Below are 17,716 nucleotides of genomic sequence, written 5' to 3' on the forward strand. Positions count from 1 at the left end.
TCGTCCTGTTAATTTTTCCATTCGGCGTCTTCACGGACGCTCAGTGACACTCGGTGATACGGACAGGCAATTGCGAGAACGCGCTCTTCAGTGCCGATGGCCGTTGTTTTTCCGTTTTTTTGCTGCCGGCTTCCTGTTGCGCCTCAATGTTGTCATTCAATGTCTGATTGAGCGTCTGCCACTGCTGCCAGCTTTCCTGAACCGGATCCTGTGAACCGGTCTGATAACGGACCATGACTTCTTTGATGCCCAGCGTTGCCAGCTGTGCCGCCTGCTCAGGAAAATCTTCGGCGCTGAAGCGGTGTTGCCCCTCAGACATGTCGCGCAGGAAATCCGGCCACGCAGCGTCGCCAAAATATTCATAGGTCAGATCAAAGCCCGGGAAGTTGACAACCAGCGTAGCGCGGCTGCAATGCCCCGGACGCCAGCGGAAAGACGCCTGTTCGCTGAAGTTCATGCTGTTGAGTTTCCACTGCTGTTCATCGCAGAACAGTGTCAGTCGTGTGCCCACCGGCATCAGTCGCGCACCGCCCGGAATGGTGGCGGGCAAGCTTTTGAGCGTCACTTCCAGCGGTTTGGCTTCCAGTGCCGCCATCTCGTCTTCGAGTTCGTTTTGCTCATCTTTCAGCGCAGCCAGCGCATCGTCATGGCGGGTATTTTCGCGTTCTGGCATCGCCAGTACGTCATCCGGACGCAGCACGTGATTAACCATCCGCAGGAATTCCGCGGTCAGGCCAGGCGTTTGTCCGTTGAATTCACCCGCTTTCGGCCCGGCATCTTCAACAACCAGCACGCTTTTTGCCGGGCCACGGATAAAGTCCGACAGGTATTGCCACGCCAGATCTTGCTGATCGTCGTATTCCAGACGGCTGGCGTTGTTTTCCATCGGCCACAACACGCGGCTTTGCCATTGCTGTTGCAGCCAGCAGGCGGAACGCTGCATGGCATTCGCGACCAGCCATTGCGCATCACTCTGGTACAGAGTCCAGACGGCGTTGGTAGCAAAATCATCAGGTTGTGCAGAGAGGCTTTTACGTAGCACGTTAAACCGGCTGTCGAGCAGTTGCAGCGGGTTGTTGTCTCCGCTGGCACCGGTCTGGAACAAGCCGCGTGTCAGGCGGTCACTGCTTTTTGGCGTCGCAAATACGTCTGAAACCGCCGCATGCAGGCCGGATTTCCAGGTATTCCAGTTCTTCACATCGAGATCGGAAAGCACTGGCGGTAGCGTTTTGCTGTCGATTTTCAGCCAGGCTGACATCTTCTTGTGCAGGAATTGCTGAACCTGGCTGATGCGCGGCACTCGCGCACCGGCTGACGGCATAGCCTGTAACTGGTTTAACCGGCGCAGTTCGCGCAGCCAGAGGGCGGCATCCTGCGTGCTGATGTCTTCCAGCTGTTCGTTTACGTAGCGGGCAAACTTCATCGACGGGCTGTTGCCCTGATCGAGGGCAATCAGCGCGGTTTGCCATTGCTCCTGACTCAGCGCAGGAGCGGATTGCTGATTCATCGCCAGCATCAACGTCATCCATTGCGTCTGGCGCAGTGCAGGCCAGCGCTGATCGAAGGCGGCCAGTTCCGGCATCGGAATCTTTCCGCCTCCCGCCCGCCGGATTTGAGCCATCCAGCCCTGTATTTGGTCGGTACCCTGTTGAGTCCACAGACCGCTCACCTGCGTTTTGTCATCAGACAGGGGCAGGAAGTCGGTCAGATTCACCGGCGTCAGTTCGTCTGAAGGCGCCTCAAGCCAGGCCATCTGCGGGTCGCTGTTGACCAGACGCCCCAGCAACTGACGCAGAACCTTTAGCTGTTGCTCGCCCTGCGGCTGCTGCAATAACGCACGTTGCAACACCACATCCTGCTGGTGCGGCAGCGGCACAGTGGCACCGGTCATGCTCAGCGCCGCAGGAACCTGTGCCTGTTTAAGAAGCTCGCTGACCGGCTGTTTTTCCCACATGGCCTGTTTACTGATAAGCGTGTTTGCCAGCGTCAGGATCAGGTCGCGTTTTTGCGGCGCGGTGGCCTGCATGAATTGTTGTTCGTAGCTGTCCGCTAGCGCCTGCAGGTTAACGTTATCGCGCGGGGTTGCCGCCAGAATACTGGCCTCCAGCTGCGTATGGCGTTGGTTCAGGACGGGCAAAAAGGGTAAATAGCGCAGCGGGTGGTTGCTCCAGCCTTCGATATTCTCAAGCTGCTGCACCTGTGCCGCGACATCCATTTTTGCCAGTGTGCCCTGCGTGAGAAGGCCGGTGAAATAACCAGACATCAGCACACCGCTTATCGCCAGCGCACTGAAGGTTATCGCTCCCCATTTATGCAGAAAAACGCGACCAAAACCGACAGGTTCCACTTCACGCTGGCGGCTTAGCATCGGCAATAACCGGGTCATCAGATCATGGATAAAGAAAGCCTCGCGAGTCGCACTGTTTTTACTGACAGGTTCAGTGGCCGTAAACCAGACGCCACCAAGCGCCGCGGGCTGAAAGTAAGCGTCCGGCTCGCACAGGGCGGCCAGATAGCGTTGCAGCGCCGGTTGCAGTTGCGGAAGTTGTTCCGGAAAATCCATCAGCGCCAGCGTGTCGGCATCAGGCTCGCCGCCTGAAAGCATGCTGACCCGCACTTTATCCAGCCCGTCTTTCACACAGGTAAATAGCGGATCCAGCAACGCGGGATCTTTGCCATCAACGATTGGTGAACTGCGCCAGTAGTAGCCCAGCGGCTGCTGACGTTGAGCGGCCGAAAGCTGACTCGCCCAGTGGCTGAAGCCCGGTACACGGTCACAGCAGGTAATAAACAGATAGACCGGCAGACGGCGTTTGACTTTACTGACCAGCGGTTCTATCTGCGTGCGGATATGCCGCGCGTGCAGATGCAGATCTGCGTCATTTTTTTCGAGCAGTTCACTGACCGAAACACAGACCACAATGCCCGCAGGCGCGGGCAGACGACCGCACCACTTCACCAGACGCAACCAGCCACGCTCAAAAGCCGGCGTTTTATTCAAAAAATGGCTGGAGAGGTCGAGAAATCCTGCAGAGCGAAAGAACCACCAGCGCAGGGTGCGGGTCGGCACTACCAGAGAACTTTCCGGCTCATTTGAAAACAGCGGCAATCCCGCACCGGCCATCAGCGTGGTTTTACCACTGCGTCCGCCGGTCAGGACAAACCAGGGGATCGGTTGTCTGCGTCGTCTGATGCGTTTAATCACTGAAGCACCGGTTTTCCAGTGCTCGTATAAAACATATTCCAGACGGGTGAGTTTAAATTTCGCTTTCACCGCGTCGATATATTTTTCCTGAGTAACACTGGAAACTAAACCCCAGATAAAACGCACACATAAAATCACAACAATGACTATTAACCACAGCGCAAAGGCGTGCAAAAAAGTCCGCTCTGAAATAACACAAGCGATAACACAGGCAATAAGCAGCACACACAGGAATAGTGCCCATGCAGCAAAGGAAATTAATTTTTTAAACATAATGTATTATCCGAAAAACATCCCTAAGCCCGTTGACATGATTAATAAGTAAATGACAACAGGAAGAGAAATCAGTAACCCTTTGCGCTGACGTAAGCTTTTTGCCGCCGCACTATTCCTTTCGCCACTGCCCGTTTCCTGCTCAACCAGCAAAGCATCGTTCGGCCATTGACGCCATGCTTCAGGCAGACATTGCCGCTCATCTTCGATGCGTTTTTGCAACTGCTGAACATCCTGTGCGGTGTATTTGCCGTGGAACCCCATTAACAGACAAAACAGATACACCATTCTCAGTGAGTGATTTGTTTTATCTGTTTCATCCAGTCGTTCAAAAAAAGCCTCGCCTCCGACAGAGATGTCGAAATAAAAACTCTGCAATAAATTCCCGCGCCATTCTTTCACCCAGCCAGCCCGCGATCGCAATACTCTTTCATCAATCCATAACACCACGGCAAAATAAGCATCCTGGCATTCTTGTGATTCATGATGGCGCTCTGACGCAGATAAAGCCTGCTGTAATAAGGCAATGCATTTTTCCCGAAATTCGCTGTAATCCGGATATTCCTGCGGATTAATAAAGAACGCTGTGACATAACGGAAAACCGGCAAATAGCCATTGAGTAAACTCATCATGAGGGCACCACAAATATAATCTGAACCTGAAGATCGTCAGGCATATCTGGCCAGTAGAATGAAATGCTTTCGTGTTGCTGCGCTTTGCTCCACAACTCGCTGTCTTGCCCGACCAGGAAATAATGTGAGTCGCTGCGGTTCGGCACACCGCGCGGTGGCTGCGGGCAACGTGTCACCGGAATACCGGGTAAGGCATGCTGGATCAGCGGTTCAATCATTTTCGGCGATGCCAGTTTGATGCCGCCGGGATTTTTAATCTGACGGTTTTCCACCGGCATGCTGGCTGAACGCAGCAGCAGCAATACCGTTTCGGCATTTTTACTCTGTGAACCATTGAAGCTGCCGGTGAACACGCCCTGAAGATCGTTCTCCAGCGTGACGTAGGTGTTGTCTTCAAGTACCAGGCTGTTCAGCAGCGCGATCAATGTCTTACGCGCACTGTCAAAACAGTTCAGCAATTCATCGTGGTTGTAGCTTTGGAGCGGGTTTTCGCCGTCGTGCCATTCCCCCAAAAAGGAGCAACTGTCGCTAAACGAGGAGAGGTCCCCCACCAGCTGACATAACAGGTTGTAGACCTGCCAGGGATGAACCTGACGCGCCTGACAGAAATTTTTCAGCTGCGGCAGCACCCGGTTGAGGGAGCGCATTGCCAGCAACTGGGTGACCTGATCACCGCGATCGGTGTCGCTGACCAGCCGCTCAGAGCGCTTATATTCTTCAAGCTTTCTGGCACGCGCACTCAGTTCGAAATAAATCGTGTCAATCAGTTTACCGAGGCTCAATGAGCCAAATAGCGTGACTGAAGGAGGAGAGAATGCCGGGTCGAGGATCACCCGCTCATTTTCATAGCGCAACCGGGTAAGCGGTAGGCATTCGCAGTCAACGGCATCGGCCTTTTCCGCATCCGTCAGTAACCTGACGTTGTAGCAAAGACGGGCAACCGCAGCGTCAGGCGCATGATCGTAAACATCCTTCATCACCCGCTCTTCGCTGGTGTTTACCCAGCGCGTAACGGCACGATCGTGCTCTTTTTCAAGCGTCGTGACATTGCTGTGCAACGGATCGAAACGGCGCAAAGCCAGCCAGATGGTCAGGGGCTGATCGCGCTGCTTCCAGAGTTCACGAAAGTTACGTTGCTCAACGCGGCTGTTACCCGGTTGTGACAGCAAGGTTCCGCCCGGCAAAATACATCTGATCTGTTCAACGTTGACCACATAGTCGCTCAGTGCGGCCTCATTAATGCTCACCTCAACCAGCCCGTAATTATAGGGCTGTGCCAGCCGCAGCTGCTCCGCGAGGTTCCATTCATAATGCAGATCAAGCGACTGAAAATGTTGCGGTTGCAGGTATAGCCCCGAATGCCAGTAAATCTGCTGTTGTTCTGGATACATTATTTTTCCTCCGCAGCAACGGGGACATCTGAACTGACAATGCTTTCACTGCCTAAGGTGACGGAGAGCGTGACCGGCTCTAACTGCGCCTGCCAGACGGGTTCCCACCAGCCTGTACTTTCTGTTGCCACCGGAATAGCTGCGCTGACCATGTGCTTTTTCACCGGGAAGGGGTAATAGCCCGCCACCAGCGCCACATGGCGGGTATTCTGAGCACGGTCGATATGCACCGTGTTGGTTTGCCCCGGCATCATGACGTAACGATCTACCTGCAAAACATCCCCTTCACTGCCCGCACCGGCAAACAGACTTTTTATCGTCGCAGGATTACCGAGGATTTTATCCAGCGCAGGTTTTTCTTTGGTTTGCAGCAGTAAAACGGTGCAGCTATTGGGCATGTCGTTCAGGCTGTTCAGGCCGGGTTCGGCGCGCAATTGCAAGGTGATAGCCCCGTTTGCGGCGGGTGCTGCCACATCGCTTATCGCCTGCTCCCTGCCCTGTGGGTTATCTGATGTACAACCTGCCAGCAGCATCACGCCCAACATCAGCACGGTCAGTTTCATTTTCCCGCTCATTCTCTGCCGTGCCCTTTCAGTACGTTGTTGATGTCGCGCATGCTGCTGTCATCCTGCAGCATCTCTTCCAGCCACTCTGTCAGCGTCATTGCCGCCCAGCGCGCCGCGCGTTCCATCAGGAAAGGGACCGGGCTTGAAGGCTCAGTCTGGCGGAAAAAATGGGCAATCGTAAGCATCTGGCTGATCGCCAGATCCCGTGACATGGTCTGTTTTTGCGTATTCGTCATCAGCGAACTGACATCCGTGTCCTGTTCATCCTCGAGAGGGGTTAATACGTTAAGCGTCATCACATCGTCATAAGCGGGTGCCGCGCGGTCAAACAGGCGTTTCACAAACTCCTGCATTTCGGCGGTTGCGCTACGTGTCTGTCCCATTGCCAGGGAATCAGCCTGGGGATTGAGCTGCGCGTAGGTGGTTTCAAGCGTATCCAGCGTCACCACCATCTGGTTTAACAACTCGCTTTGGGCCGCGACCTTCTGCGGATCCAGTGCGGAAGCCCAGCGGTTGAAGGTGTCCATTGAAAAATCATCGTCACTGCCCTTCTCAGCGGCACTATCCGGTTTCATCGTCACCTGATGTTCGTACGCGAGCACTTTGCGCCAGTGATCCAGGGTGCTTTCCGGCTGACCAAACAGCGGATAACAGTGCAGCATCTGCGCCAGTTGTCGATCCAGACGATTGATCATGCCGTGGCGGATCACTGCGCCATCGTCTTCCAGTTCCGGCCAGCCGTTTTGCCAGTAAGTCTGCATAAACGGCGTCAGGAAACCGATCCCATCCAGGATGCCGCTGATGCCCTGTTGCTGGCTCAGACCTTCAGCCAGCCAGCAGGCGACCTGCAAATCTTTGCTTTCTTTCTGTAAGACCCGGGTGCTCAGGCGGACCACTTTGCTCCAGTCGGCTTTACGCAATGGTGTGGCCCATTCGCCTTGTGGCAAATAGTCGGGATCGCTTTCCCGCGCCTCACGGATATCGTTATAAATCTGGTCATATTCCACGTTGCGACCCGCAGGCTGATCGTTATCAACCGGGGCGAGCAACGGCTCAAAATTCATCGTCATTTCAATACACTCTATGAAATCAGTACGGTCGGACAACCCGCCACTATTGTTCCGCCATGCGCCGTGCTGTCGCCCATGCGCGCTGCGGGTTTACCGCCTATCAGTACTTTCGCGCTACCCATCACGACGGTATCCGGTGGCCCAACGCATACCGCCATTGAACCCATTGTGGCGGCGGGCATTCCGCCAATAAGCACCGTGGGGCTACCCGGCGTGGTCACCGGCCCGCCAACGTGTGGGATCGGCGGTAAGCCGGGGGTCACGATCGGGCAAACATGCATATCGCCTACGCGGGCTGCGGGCTGTCCCATCAGTAGCCTCCTTGTGCGGCATGCCATTCGGCCAGCAACAGCTGGGCACCTTTCAGCGGTGCGTCTTCCGCCGCGATCCCGACGCTGAGCAGTTTGAGCGCACACAGGATCATCAGTCGGGACAAATGGGGTTCCGGGTACACTGCATCAAATTCAGCAGGCGTCATGCTGCCTTGCATCCAGAACAGCGCTAATCCGAGCGCGCCAACCGGCGTATCGAAACCGATTTGTTCCGCTTGCTGGAAAATACGAAAACGTTGGTCATCATCAGGCTTTGCCAGCCATTGCCGGATGTCGCTGGCACATTGCTGCACCGCCTGTTCTGGCGATGCCATACGGCTCAGCGCCTGTTGCAGCGCCCAGGCCATCATTTTTTCCTGCGGACAATCTGCGACCAGACTGGCCAGCGCATCTTCCCATTGATCAGCGTTCATCATTTGCGATGCGTTTTCTGCGCCGTTTTGCAGTGGGTTATAAGCAGCAAGTGATTCTGGCGTGAGCAGTTTTTCTTTCATGTTATCTATTTCCTCAGCCAATCATCGTCACGCCGCCCTTGATCTGGGTCATACCACTACCCTGAACAGTGACCATTGCGCCTTTAAGTTCTGCAGTGCCTTTCCCTTCGATTTTGATCGTGGTGCCGCTCAGCGTAATGCCGGAAGGAGAAAGCGTAATTTTGCTGCTACCGACTTTTAATTCGATAGACTGGGTGGATTCAATGACGCAGGCTTTGTCCGCTTTGACCGTGCTGCCGCCACCGCTGATTTTTAGCTGATGATTGCCGCTGGTCAGGCTTTCCTGCAGGTTGCCTTTAATATCCAGGCTGTAATCACCCTGTTTAAGCGTCAGACTGTCGTTGCCTTTGGTTAACTCGGTCGTGCGGTTCTCACCAATGGTTTCAGTGACGTTTTTGGCAATCGTGCTGGTGACGTCGTTTTTCACCGTCAGCAGCAAATCCTTTTGCGAGGTGATGACCAGTCGCTCTTCACCTTTTTTGTCGTCGAAACGCAGCTCATGCCCTTCTTCGATATTGCCGTTGAGTGAACTGCGCGACACAAATCCGGTGTGGTTTTTCTCTTCTGGCAAGTTCAGCGGCGGCTTGTTCTGCCCGTTAAAGACCGACCCCGTCACCAGCGGATAATCCGGGTTACCTTGTACAAAACTGACGGTAACCTCACTGTTGACGCGCGGCAGGAACATGGCACCAAAGCGACTCCCAGCCCACGGCTGCGAAACCCGTACCCAGCAGGAACTGCCATCGTCATGTTTGTTTTCGCTGTCCCACGGGAACTGAATTTTGATACGGCCATATTCGTCTGTATGGACTTCTTCCGAGCGGGGGCCGACGACAATGGCCGTCAGGATACCGGCAATTTCGGGTTGTTTTGTCAGGCAAGGCGGACGCCAGGACAGGCTGTCTTTCAGCACGGTGAGCGCGTAGCTAAAATCAGGTTGCCCGTCATCAATGCTGCTCGATGCCTGCATATGCACCGACTTGATGCGGTAATTCCCCTGACAGGAAGGATGCCCGCTCAGCTGGAATTTATCGCCGCAACCCAGCCACCAGGCGCTGGCTTCGGCATAGAATTGCTGGTTGTCAGCCTCCAGCTGTTCCATTTTCAGCCGTGCGTCTGACTGCAACAGTTCACGTTTTTCATGGCCGTGCGTGTCAACATAACGGATGCCTGACACGGCGTTTTCCGCCATCAGGGCTTGCGACCCGCCATCGATACTGGCAGCCTGCACCATGTTAAAACCCTGCAACGTGACGGAAGATGCCGCCAGCGATGACATCGCGACCCAGTTCAGAATACCGACGCCATCGCCCCGCCCCTGCAATGGCATGAAGGGCAGCTCCGCGGTTGTGCCGGACTGATGGCTGGACGGATGATCGGCCAGCACCAGCGTGTGTTGCCCTGCCTCATGCCGGAAGAAGTAATAGATCCCTTCCTGTTCGAGCAAGCGGCTAATAAAGTCAAAATCGGATTCGCGATACTGGATGCAGTATTCACGCGGCTGATAAGTCGCGCGCAGACGCAAATCAATATGGCTGATATTCTGCTGGCGCAGCAGTTTGCAGACTAAATCAGGTACGGTAATGTTCTGGAAAACCGCCAGATTCCGCCCCAGACGCAGCAGCGCCATTCGCGGTTCGAGCGTACCGGTGAAGGTGCTGATACCATCGACATTGTTGTCTTCCTTGAGCTGTGTCAGCACGCCATGGACGTAACGTTTCTGGTTGCCACGGCCAATTTCGCAGGCCATTTCATGCCCCAGAAAGCGCCCCATCTGCGCCGTCACTAGCGACGTGCGAAACTGGATCTGATAGCGGAAAGTGTCAGAAAAGTGTTCCTCTCCTTCGATATGCATCAGCGTCAGCGAATCAGCGGCATCGCCGGCAAATCGGATAAAGCGGTTGTCCTGCCCGAGTGTTTTCGACATCTTTTATTTTCCTTCCCGCCAGACGGGTAAACGAATTTTATGCAGGTCTGCACCCGCTGAAGGTCCGAGGCAAATATCCAGCCCGAGTTGCCCTACACCCAACGGTGTCATGACGTTTGAGGTATTTTCGATCAGCAGATCAATATCAAAATCCAGTCCCAGACCGACGTATTCACGGATATGCGACCACAGGTTTTGGTAGTGTTTTCCTTTCGGCAAAAACTGCCCCGCGTTTTTCATCGGCACCGGCCCCAGCGTCACCGTAAAATGTGACTGCCGGTCCCAGTAAACACTGCCCAGCATCGGGGCCGCTGCCAGCGTCTGGGCGGGTTCTCCCAGACGGCAACACAGTGCCGGTTCCATCACCTGCCATCCACCGGTGAAAGGGGTAACTTTCGCTGCCACGGCAAACCGGTGCTTTAGCCAGGTTTCAACGTTGAGCATCGAGCGAACGGAATGCGCGAACACATCAGCAAACCGTTCCTGTTGCAGGGACGGTGTACTGTGCGCCACACCAGACAGTGAGCGTATTGCCTGACTCAGCGGACGCGATGCACTGAATTCGGCCATGGCGTAATAGTGATATTTCTGCCAGGCGAGATAACGCAGGCTGTGCAGACGATGATTAAAGATATCGAGGAATGCCTTGGCCGTTTTATCACCGTGACGGTAATAACGGTCGATCATCCATTCGGTATACACCGTCGGTAATGCGCCCAGCGCCCCCGTCAGCCCGTGGGCCGCCACTTCAACTTGCCAGCGCTGTTTTTCCAGCGATGTCACCGACGAGATATCCCCTTTCGGCGCATCCAGTGAGAGTGGCGAAACGAAATAAAGCTGTTCTTCAAGTGCCTGCCTGCTGTCTTTACCCTGCTCTCTGGTCAGACTGCGCAACATCAGGCGCACCTGCTGGAAGAAATTATGCGGGCTGAGGATTTTGCTCAGATCCATGACAACCTTCCCGCCCGCACCGGCCAGATACGTGCAGTTTCGCCCGGCGCATCAATACAGGTGATCACCCGGGTGAAACTGTTGACCGGCGCATACAGCGCCAGAAAACAATCGATAAAACGGCACAACAGGAAATATTCAACCTCTTCAGCTGCCTCGCTGGCGAAGGTCACACGAATTTCTATCCCGCGCGCCATTGAACGCGGATCGAGAGGTGCCAGCCGGGTGACAACAGGACTGGATTCGACGCCCAGGATCAGGTTGATTAAACGAGTAATGCCCGGATTATCGATAAAGTTATACAGCGCCAGTGATTCCTTCAGCACCCGGGCACCCTCCGGCCCGCTGATCAACATATGATTGAGCGAAAGCTGAGAAATTAGGCGCCAGCGTGTGGCCTGTTTTAGCGGCGGCCTGACTGGCATCGTTGGACGTGTCAGCGCAATAATTTTCATACCCGCGATCGGCAATTCCGATTCGAAATCACCATCAGGGTCGCCATTTCGCATAGCGCCAGGTATATCGCGGTTGGTGCAGGTCAGGTTCAGACTGACAATGTCGCAGCCCGGCGTTAACGGGCTTTCAGCACGGTCAGAAAAGGCAATAAATAACGTAGAGGCAACCCCTTCATTTTGCGGGGTTTCGCGACGCATGCATTGCCAGAACAAGCCACTTTCCCCGTCGCTCGCTGAATGATCTAAACCGAATAACGGATAAATTGGCCGCGACTGCGTTTCATTGCCCTGCTTACGCATTGCCGAAACACTGTCAACCGACCAGACCTCCATCGCATCCTGATGGCGGATATCGGGAATAACCGGGTATTCTGCGGTGCCATGATCGGGCGAAATCGGTTCAGCGCGATGGGAAAATAAGTTCACGGCAGGTGTACAGTTGAGCAGAAACAAGTTCTCGTTCACCGCACCGGCTATTTTCTCCAGCTGACGCGTCATCGCACACCGGTTGAATTTTACGATCATTGAGAGTTCGCACTGACTGCCCGCGCTTAACCCTTCAGGCAGCGGCATATCGATAAAATGAAACTTTTGCGGAAAGAAAAAATAATCCTGCAACAGGCTGTGAGTGGGCGAAACCCGCGAGTCCCCCGCCAGTAAGCCTTCATTTTCTCCGAACCCAACGGCGCAGATAGCTTGCGGTGAGAGCGCGTAATGTTGTCCTTGAAGGAAAACTGAAAGCGACTCAACTTCACTGCACAACAACGTATAAAGAATGTTCACGATGCGGCTGCTTCCGCTGAGGTGCAGCCTCAGGGAATCCGCCGCCAGCGTAGCGCCCGGCCAGACCGATAACTGTATTTTCAGGCTCCAGCTCATGTCATCCGTATCCAGATGCAGGCTGGCTTTATGCAGGCTGACAGGCTGGAGTGTCACCGGATAAGTGGTGCGGAAATGACACATCTGTCCGTTCACCGGCCTGGAAAACAATGCCGTACCGGCTTCAATACGGTTACTGGCCGTCAGTGCGCTGACTTTGATATCGGGCAGCATTTGCACGACACAAACGGACGGGAAAGGACGTAAAAATTGCGGGGCCAGTACCGTCAGTAAAGCATCTGTCACTTCCGGCATATCTTCATCAAGTCGTTGCTGGATTTGTGCCGTGACTAGCGCGAAAGACTCAATAATCCGCTCAATATGCGGATCTTCTGACGAACCTTCTGACATTCCTAATCGTCTGGCGACTTTTGGAAAATGACGTGCGAACGCCTTTCCCTGCGTTTTGAGGTAAGCGAGTTCATTCTGATAATAAGAAATTAATCTTTTCGCCAACATTAGTAATACTCGTTAGTCACGCAGAGAAAATTGACTGATGACATCGTCCCACATCAGACGGTAACGCACGCCGCCAGTGGATGTTTCGGCGTCAATAATAAATGAACAAAGACTTCCTAATTCCTCACCGGGTGTCACACAGATATTTTTTAGTCTCGGTTCAAATCGTTGTAATGCTATTTCAATACGAGACTGCATAATGCCATTCCGCTCAAGGCGAGGCGTATCACTGGCAAAAACATCACTGACGCCGTAATTAAGAATTGATCCATTAATTAACGGAATATCGTCAATGCGGTAACTTCGGGGGCGTGAAGACAAAAGCAGCAAAATTTCATCAATTAACGTGCTGCTTTTGTATTCTGCCTCAGAAATATCATTCTGATCTTTTGGATTATCATCAGACAACTGCTGTAATAAACTTTTCATAACTAAACCTAATACAGTGCACGCTTTAGGCGTGCACTGTTGATTTTAAAAAAATTACAGCTTGGTATTCTCGACCAGGTTCCAGCCCACTGGGCCTTGCTTGCTGGTTTTGCCATCTGGCTCAACCATGTTGGTTTCGAATGTCATCTGACCAAAGACAAAGCTCAGACCTTCACTCGGCACATCGCCTGCAGAGTGAGCAGCAAAGTTGTAGCTGGTCAGCACGCAATTTTTGTAGTTCAGCTTCAATGCCTGAACCATTTTATCACCCTGGAACAATGCCTTAACTATGGTGATTTGTTTAAGATTGCTGCCCTGAGCAACCATGTTCGCCAGTTGCGTTGAAGTCGTGTCCATTAATTTTGAGAATGAAATCGCATCAAAATTTACGCCATCGCTATTGACCTGACCGCTGGCATTATCGATTTTAGCCGAGCAATAAACACCGAAGTTAATATTATCGACAGAAATCCAACCCTCAAAACCTTTATTGCTTACTGTGCCTTTAACGCCTTCAATTTGCATAAATAGAGATTCAGTAGACATATACTTTCCTTGATGTGTTAATTAACTGTTTATGCACCGGTTGATGCAGGGAGTTCCGCTACCAGACGCAGCGACATGCTGAGACCTTCAAGCTGGAAATGCGGTTTTAAATACGCAACGGCGCGATAACTGCCTGGAGAACCCGGTACATCAACAACTTCAACTACAGCCTCTCGTAAAGGATGGCTTGCTTTAATCGTTGGTCCTACATTATCCGAACCAACCACATATTGGTTGATCCAGTTTTGCAGGAAATTCTGGCATTCCGATTTGGACATGAAACTGCCCACTTTATCGCGCACGATGGATTTCAAATAGTGAGCGAAGCGCGATGTCGTCATAATATATTGCAGCTGACTGGACAATTTAGCGTTCGCATTTGCCAGTTCAGAATCATATTTACGCGGTTTATTAGCTGATTGCACAGCGAAGAACGCCGCATAATCTGTGCCTTTGCAATAAATAAGTGGAATAAAGCCAAGCTCTGCCAATTCCTTTTCACGACGATCTGAGATGGCGACTTCTGTCGGACATTGCATGACCTTTTCACCGGTCTGCGAAATGTAGTTGTAGGTCGGCAGAGATTTCACCAGACCGCCGCCTTCCACTCCACGAATTGCCGCACACCAGCCGTGCTCTTCAAAGGCATCAACCATGCGTCCGGCTAAATCGTAAGCGGCATTCACCCACAGATAGCTGGCGCCATCGTTGTTTTCGTCAATTTTCTCTTCGAAATTGAACGCATCGACAGACACGGTTTTCGCACCGTAAGGCAGACGACCAATCACGCGTGGCAGCGTCAAACCGACGTAACGTGAGTCATCGCTCTGGCGGAAAGATTTCCAGCGGGCATAGTCGGAGGTTTCAAACAGTTTGCCCAGATCGCGTGGACGCGGCATTTCGGAAAACGAGCCCATGGCAAACATGCCAGGATTCGCCGCACTCAGGAATGGCGCGTGCGCTGCGGCAGCAACATGAGAAATCTGCTCGAGCAACTGAACATCTTCCGGCATACAATCGAATTCAAAATCGCCGATGAAAGCCGAATAAGGGTCACCACCAAAGGTGCCGTATTCACTCTCATAAATGCTTTTGAATAATGAAGACTGATCAAAGTCCGAGGCTGATTTAAAGTCACGCATCAGCTCTTTCTTGGTGCAGTTAAACACGCGAACTTTGGTGTTCTCGGTAACACTGCTTTGCACCAGTTTGTGCAAACCGCGCCAGGAAGATTCCATGCGCTGAAATTGCGGAGCCTGAATAATTTTGCTGACCTGTGAGGAAAGTAGTTCATCAATCGCCGCAATGCGGGCTTCAATACTGCCCACCAAATCATTGGAAACAATGACCGCGCCGGAGGCAACTTCCGACAGGAAGTTATCCAGCTGACTTTTCACTTTAGTACGATCGGATTCCCGGCGAATGGCCTGGGTATTATCGATAATCTGATCAAGATAATCGCTGGATTGCTCAGCCTGCGCGGAGGCATTCATGACCTGGATATCGCTCATTCGGCATCTCCCGTGGCAGGGTTTGTGTCTTTCGCACGCCCCTCAAGCAACATAACCAGTTGTTCTTTCAGGCGGTCATTACTCGCGGTCCGGTTGCGTAAATCACTCAGTTGCTCGCGCAGTTCCAGCAGCTTGCGTAAAGGTTCGACCTGCATCGCGACATTCTCAGGCGAGAAATCATCAATTGAGTTGAATTCCAGTGAGATTGCCATCTGGCCTTCTTTTTCCGGTAAGGTACTTTCAACCAGCATTTCTACTGATGGTTTCATCCCTTCCATCACATTATTAAAATTATCTTTATCGATGTGCGTGAAACGACGGTCGCGCAAAGGCATATCATCTTTGGCAAAATCCCCGATAACGCCCATGACTAAAGGTAATTCTTTCTTGGATTCAGCACCGCCCACTTCAACGTCGTATGTTATTTGAACACGGGGCGTTCGTGTTTTGCTCAGCTTATGTTGTGTATTACTCATGAATAAATCGCCATAGAAGATTAGGAAGTAATTAAATATGGCGTGTAAATTAGCAGGCAATTATTAATATTTAAATACCGCTTTGCTTAATAATATATTAAGCTTATTCTTGTGATTGTTTACACAGGTAATTATATGAAATAAAATAAAATAATTCTTTCATTCAAAATGCATCTACGGTAACAGGAGAAATCTTATAGATTAACCCCCCCCTGCCGCCCCGACAGTGCATTTGTAAAAAATTAACCGTTAATGTTAAAATTATTATTGGCCGACATTTCATAATAGAGCCTGGTAACAATTTGGATAGCGGTGAGATAAAAGCATGTTCGCATTATGTCATCTCACCACTAAGCTATGGCAATTTGCGGATAATTAAATAACATTCTATTTTTATAGAGATTTTCAGGGTAAATATATTGATGTCTGGCATTACCCGGACGATCGCAAGGAAATCAAACCTGCTTGAGTCTCACTTCCCTGGACCACCTTATTTGTCTTTTTCTCCCGCTGGAGGGGCAAACCAATTGGATTTTGTCACGAGTACCGGCTGATCGGGCTGGCTGATGAAATTAGGTGACATGATCTGCACGCCGAATTCATTAAACACATCCTGAATATGGCCGTGAAGAGTACTTCTGACGCCGGCCAGTGACTCACCCGCTTTCAGCCGCACCTGAAGTTCATACGCCACATACCAGTCCTGCAGTGCCAACTGCCGCACCAACGGAGGAATATCGCGATTAATTCCAGCCGTACGGCTTGCGGCAAGTTCCAGCATGGCTTCAACCTGCCGCCACGGCGTGTCATAACCAATAGTGACACTGGTCGTCATATTGACACCTTCGCCTTTGAGCGTGGCACTTAAGTTCACAATTCTGCCGCTAACGACCACCGCGTTGGGAACCGTCACCTCGTAGTTCTCTCGAGTCAGAATTTTGGTTGCCAGCATGCCAACCTCACTGACAACCCCCTCATGATCTGCAATCCTGATGACTTCCCCTTTACGCAGTGCACGGGAATAGGTCAGAACCAGCCCGCTCATGGCATGGTTCATCACTCCGGCAGATCCCAGCGTCAGCATCAGGCCGAAGAAAACGCTAATCCCTTTGAAGGCGAGTGAATTAGCGCCCGGCAGAAACGGATACGCCGCTGACAAGGCAAACAACCAGATGACTACGCTGATAAGCTTGCGGGTCACACCCACCGTATCCGGATGCAACCCGGGCAGATGTAATTGTCCGGTTTCGACTCGCCTTAACACCAGTCTCAACAAACGCGTTACCAGCGCTGTGATGCTACAAATTACGACGACAATGACCAGACCCGGTAGAGCGGAAAGTGCCGCCAGCCCTATCATTTGCAATAGTCCTAGCGCGTAACTTCCCAGCTCCAGACCCCAAATCCGCGTCCAGGGAAACAGCCGCAATACCCAACTCACCCAGATGTAAAATGTTACGAGGATGGCGGAGGTAAGAACAACAGCATACAGCCGTACCTCAATCGGACCGAGAAACGCGCGAAGCTCGCCAGGAATAATGCTTTTGCGCTGAGCGTGCCGCACGGTATAGACCCGTTTCAGCCAGGCGTGGGATCGCAGGGCAAACCAAATGAATGCCACTATCACCAGTGCCCCCGCCAGACCTTTTAGCGCGGAGAATAACAGGTAATGCGAAGAGTACTGTTCAGACAATGAGAGACGAAGCGTGTCGAGACGCAACCTGACACGCTCCGCCGATTGCGCAAGCGTCAGGTCATCCCCTTCATCAAGATCTCCCTGAGCCAGTAACATAAAGGGTTTGCCGTTGACAGAAAAAAGCACGGCAGGCTGTCGGTATCGCGTGACAGCATGAGTCACAACCGGCTGAGCCAGATCTTTATCATCCAGCGAGCGCAAGATCGTAACGATACGCTTAACCCGCTCCTCTGGCGTGGTCAGCCCAAATGTTGCCTGTAGCATCACAACGGGCTGATTAAGCAGAGACAAAGTCCGCGCCTTTTCCTGCGGGGAAGGTGCCTGCCGTGGCTCAGCGCCTGTTGCGTCATGTAAAGTGAAGAGCAACAGACAAATACACAGACCCATTAACGCTTTAATCATCCTTCCTCCAGAAACTCCGTT

15 protein-coding genes are annotated in these 17,716 nt (G+C 52.4%); all 15 read right to left on the reverse strand.

Features of this window, described 5'->3' with window-relative positions:
• Positions 1-40: 40 nt before the first annotated feature.
• Positions 41-3,478, reverse strand: coding sequence for a type VI secretion protein IcmF/TssM N-terminal domain-containing protein (locus tag WBL83_RS11555; protein ID WP_424589273.1), 3,438 nt, complete (start codon positions 3,476-3,478; stop codon positions 41-43).
• Positions 3,479-3,484: 6 nt separating this feature from the next.
• The gene (locus tag WBL83_RS11560; RefSeq protein WP_424589274.1) at positions 3,485-4,111 is read right to left on the reverse strand and encodes a DotU family type IV/VI secretion system protein; all 627 of its coding nucleotides are present in this window, start codon (positions 4,109-4,111) and stop codon (positions 3,485-3,487) included.
• Complete coding sequence (tssK, locus tag WBL83_RS11565; RefSeq protein WP_424589275.1) at positions 4,108-5,502, reverse strand: type VI secretion system baseplate subunit TssK; 1,395 nt, start codon at positions 5,500-5,502, stop codon at positions 4,108-4,110. Before tssK ends, WBL83_RS11560 begins: the two co-directional genes overlap by 4 nt.
• Positions 5,502-6,065: a type VI secretion lipoprotein TssJ gene (locus WBL83_RS11570; protein ID WP_424589276.1), complete on the reverse strand. Its 564-nt coding sequence runs from the start codon at positions 6,063-6,065 to the stop codon at positions 5,502-5,504. The genes tssK and WBL83_RS11570 overlap by 1 nt, the downstream gene beginning before the upstream one ends.
• 8 nt (positions 6,066-6,073) lie before the next feature.
• A complete protein-coding gene (gene tssA, locus WBL83_RS11575; RefSeq protein WP_424589277.1) occupies positions 6,074-7,138 on the reverse strand; it encodes a type VI secretion system protein TssA in 1,065 nt (354 codons plus the stop codon).
• Between the two features lie 11 nt (positions 7,139-7,149).
• Complete coding sequence (locus tag WBL83_RS11580) at positions 7,150-7,449, reverse strand: PAAR domain-containing protein (RefSeq protein ID WP_424589278.1); 300 nt, start codon at positions 7,447-7,449, stop codon at positions 7,150-7,152.
• Complete coding sequence (locus tag WBL83_RS11585; RefSeq protein WP_424589279.1) at positions 7,449-7,964, reverse strand: DUF6931 family protein; 516 nt, start codon at positions 7,962-7,964, stop codon at positions 7,449-7,451. Before WBL83_RS11585 ends, WBL83_RS11580 begins: the two co-directional genes overlap by 1 nt.
• A gap of 13 nt (positions 7,965-7,977) precedes the next feature.
• Complete coding sequence (locus WBL83_RS11590) at positions 7,978-9,891, reverse strand: type VI secretion system Vgr family protein (RefSeq protein WP_424589280.1); 1,914 nt, start codon at positions 9,889-9,891, stop codon at positions 7,978-7,980.
• A gap of 3 nt (positions 9,892-9,894) precedes the next feature.
• Positions 9,895-10,842, reverse strand: a complete 948-nt coding sequence (gene tssG, locus WBL83_RS11595) for a type VI secretion system baseplate subunit TssG (RefSeq protein ID WP_424589281.1) — start codon at positions 10,840-10,842, stop codon at positions 9,895-9,897.
• On the reverse strand, positions 10,833-12,635 hold the full coding sequence (gene tssF / locus WBL83_RS11600) for a type VI secretion system baseplate subunit TssF (protein WP_424589282.1): 1,803 nt from the start codon (positions 12,633-12,635) through the stop codon (positions 10,833-10,835). The genes tssG and tssF overlap by 10 nt, the downstream gene beginning before the upstream one ends.
• A gap of 12 nt (positions 12,636-12,647) precedes the next feature.
• Positions 12,648-13,064: a hypothetical protein gene (locus WBL83_RS11605; protein WP_424589283.1), complete on the reverse strand. Its 417-nt coding sequence runs from the start codon at positions 13,062-13,064 to the stop codon at positions 12,648-12,650.
• A gap of 54 nt (positions 13,065-13,118) precedes the next feature.
• On the reverse strand, positions 13,119-13,610 hold the full coding sequence (locus WBL83_RS11610; protein ID WP_424589284.1) for an Hcp family type VI secretion system effector: 492 nt from the start codon (positions 13,608-13,610) through the stop codon (positions 13,119-13,121).
• A gap of 29 nt (positions 13,611-13,639) precedes the next feature.
• A complete protein-coding gene (gene tssC, locus WBL83_RS11615; protein WP_424589285.1) occupies positions 13,640-15,121 on the reverse strand; it encodes a type VI secretion system contractile sheath large subunit in 1,482 nt (493 codons plus the stop codon).
• Positions 15,118-15,597 (reverse strand): type VI secretion system contractile sheath small subunit, encoded by a 480-nt coding sequence (tssB, locus tag WBL83_RS11620; RefSeq protein WP_424589286.1) that lies wholly within the window; start codon positions 15,595-15,597, stop codon positions 15,118-15,120. Before tssB ends, tssC begins: the two co-directional genes overlap by 4 nt.
• 490 nt (positions 15,598-16,087) lie before the next feature.
• On the reverse strand, positions 16,088-17,695 hold the full coding sequence (locus WBL83_RS11625; protein WP_424589287.1) for a mechanosensitive ion channel family protein: 1,608 nt from the start codon (positions 17,693-17,695) through the stop codon (positions 16,088-16,090).
• Positions 17,696-17,716 lie beyond the last annotated feature (21 nt).

Origin of the sequence: Buttiauxella sp. (assembly GCF_049686335.1) — a bacterium.
In the GTDB taxonomy this organism is placed as follows: domain Bacteria; phylum Pseudomonadota; class Gammaproteobacteria; order Enterobacterales; family Enterobacteriaceae; genus Buttiauxella.